The organism is Cytophagia bacterium CHB2, from assembly GCA_030263535.1.
GTDB lineage: Bacteria > Zhuqueibacterota > Zhuqueibacteria > Zhuqueibacterales > Zhuqueibacteraceae > Coneutiohabitans.
On the sequence record SZPB01000543.1, the window covers coordinates 1 to 3,110 of the forward strand.

General features: G+C 56.0%; 1 protein-coding gene. It reads right to left on the minus strand.

Features of this window, described 5'->3' with window-relative positions; all coding sequences use genetic code 11:
- Positions 1-2,409, minus strand: a 2,409-nt coding sequence (locus tag FBQ85_28680; protein ID MDL1879109.1) for a hypothetical protein, incomplete at its 3' end; no start/stop codon positions are given.
- Positions 2,410-3,110 lie beyond the last annotated feature (701 nt).

Below are 3,110 nucleotides of genomic sequence, written 5' to 3' on the forward strand. Positions count from 1 at the left end.
GTTCGCGTTCAGCGCAATCGCCGAAACCTGCACGGTGGGCAAACCGTTCGTTGCCGGCTGCCACGTTTGCCCGCCATTCTCGCTGAGAAAAACGCCGATGTCGGTTCCGAGAAAAAGCTGACTCGGATTCTGCGGATGCACTTGAATCGTGTTCGCGGGAACATCGGGCAGATTGCTCGAAATGTCCGTCCAACTCGCGCCGGCGTTGGATGATTTGAACACGTGCGGCGTGCCGTAACCGGAATAGGTGAGGTACACGTTGCGATTGTTCGAGGGATCAAACTCGATGTCCGTGAGAAAACGTTTGGGCAAGTTTGCTCCGGTCACGTTGGCATAAGTCGCCCCGTTGTCCTCGGTTTTATAAATCCGGCGCGAGGTGGCGAACCACATGATGTTGTCGTTGCCCTCCGCAATCGCCACGTTCGTGATCGCCGTATCGATCTCGGTGCTGAGCGCCGTCCAACTATCGCCGCGATTGACGGACTTCAACAAACGATTCGTGCCCAAAATGAGCACGTTGGGATTGTTGGGCGACAGTTCATAGGGCGTGAAAAACGCCGCGTGATCGTAATCGCGTTGCGTGATGCCGTTCGAACCGTCGAAATAGCCAATGAGTTTTTCATCAACAGTCTGGCCGGTCGCGTAATTCATCACCAGGCGCACCATGCCGAGTTGTTGTGTCGAAACGTAAAGGATCGTTGGGTCGGTGTGATCAAAATACGCTTGCCAGCCGTCCGCGCCCACCAGCTCTTCCCACGCATTGGCTTGATCATTGAGAACCATCGGCGTGCCGCTGTCTTGCGTGCCGCCGAGCATGATGCTCGAATTGTTCGGATGAACGGCGAACGTATAAAACTGCGTGACGCCGAGATCGTGGTTGAGCGTTTCCCAACTCGCGCCGAGATCGCGCGAGCGCGCCATGCCGCCGTCGCTGCCGTTGTAAAGCGTGGGCGGATTCGTCGAGTGATCAAACACAAACACGTGATGATCGGCATGCACGTAAGGCAGGTTTTCCGGATTATGTGGCGTGCCCGGCTCGAGCCACATGCTCGCTTGCGACCACGTGGCGCCGCCGTTCGTGGTTTTGTAAATGTCGAGGCCGCCGAGGAACACGGTATTCGGATCAGTGGGATGAACGATGAGCGCGTGCGCATAACTGCCCTGCGCGCCGAGCGCGGTGAAGTTGCCGTTGTTGCGATTGAGTTGGTTGATGGTCATCGGCGTGGCTGCTTGCGTCCAGCTCTGGCCGGCGTCGGTGGTTTTCCAAATGCCGAGCATGGCGCTGTCTTTAAGATTCGCCGTATCGCCTTGCTTCTTTTCATGCGTGAACGAAGCATAAAGGACGTTCGGGTTCGAAGGCGCCATTGCGAGCTTGATGCGGCCATAGCCCATGTTCGGCAAATTCCCATCGGGCAGACCGTTCGTTAAACGAAACCACGTTTGTCCGCCGTTGGTGGATTTCCAAATGCCGCCCCACCTATAAAGCCCGAACGCGGCATAGAGCACGTTGGCGTCGAGCGGATTGACGATCACCTCCGCAGGAATATTATCGCGCGTGTCCTGCGGATCGTGTTCGATGCCTTTTCCCGTGGTGATGTCCTGCCAAGTTTCGCCGCTGTCGGTTGATTTAAAAATGGCATTGTTGCCGGGGTCGGGCACAGTTTCAGCAGGCCAACTAACGTGCGGATAGGTTTTCCGCCCGGCGGCATATACCACAGTGGGATTTGCGGGTGAAACTGCAATCGCCAAAATGAACGGCGAATTGAGGCCTTGCGCCACATGCATGCGTCGCCACGTGTTGCCGCCGTCGCTCGTTTTCAAAATGCCTCGGCCCGGCAAGTTATCAAAATAAAAAAGGCCTTCGCCCGTGCCCGCATAAAGCGTGTTCGGATCGCCCGGCTTCATTGCGAGCGAAGAGATGTTGAGCGTGATCAAATCATCCATCGTCGAAAACCAACTCGCGCCCGCGTTCGTGGATTTCCACACACCGCCGGAGACCGAGCCGGCGTAGAGAATGTTGGGATCGTTCGGATGCACCACGAGTCCGCGCAAACGCCCGCCGATGTTGCCCGGCCCGTGATATTCCCAATTCAATTCCGCTGCCGCGGATTTTTTCAAACGCATCGCCAGCTCGGGAATCATGCGCGTGCGCACGTCTTCAATCGCGCGAAGTTCCGCGTCTTGCGGAATGTAGCCCAGGCCATACGCGCGCTGCGCGATGTACCATTCCGCGCCTTTGGCTTTGCGCGCTGCGCCTTTGAGCCGGCCTTGCCCGGAAGGATTGAATTTCGCGATCGTCGTTTGATTATTGTTTGGCGTAGACTTTTTTTCGAAGCCCAACCAGCCGAAGCTGAACAGCAAAGCCGCCAACAACGCATACGCTGCCGCAACACGGGGCTCTCTTTTCACCAAGCGCATAACTTTCCTCGCAAGCTTAACGATGAAAACCAAACGTGAATTTCGCCGATCGAACCCGACACTCTACATGCTTCCGAACTCATTCCCGCAATTTTAGCGACCAACCGAAACGCGCATAAAGCGGCAGCAACGGCGCCGTTTTAAAATCCTGCTCGATGATTTGTCCCGCCTCCAAATAAACGTCCAGCGCGCGGGTGGAATAGCCGCCTTGCAAGCCAAAATAAAAATGGCCACCGGTTGCGGGCTGATACCAACCATCTTTGATGGCAGGATAAGACTCCTTGAGCAGTTCGGAATTTTTAAAATGGGTGACAATAGCTTTGTCAAAACCGGCATGCGCCGCAACAAACCAGCGAGGAAGGTAGAGGCCGATGGCGCCCGAGAAATCGCTACCGAAATTCAGCAAGCGCACATAATCGGTTTCATACCGGCGAAAGACGCCTTGCGCCTCGACGGAAAAAGCCAGCGACCGCCACTGCCACAACCGGAGCTGCGCTCCCATCTTGGTTTTGAAATCATCCGTGGTGTTGCTGCCGGCAGGGAGAGAAAACTCGGCGTTCAAGATCATCGGCAGGCCGGCTTTAAGATGATAGCCATAACTAACGCCGAGGGTTGCGCCGTACTCGATTCCGGCGTTGACGTCAACCGTGTGTTTCTGCGGGCCGTTCAACGCATTCCAGTTGAGCGTTTGC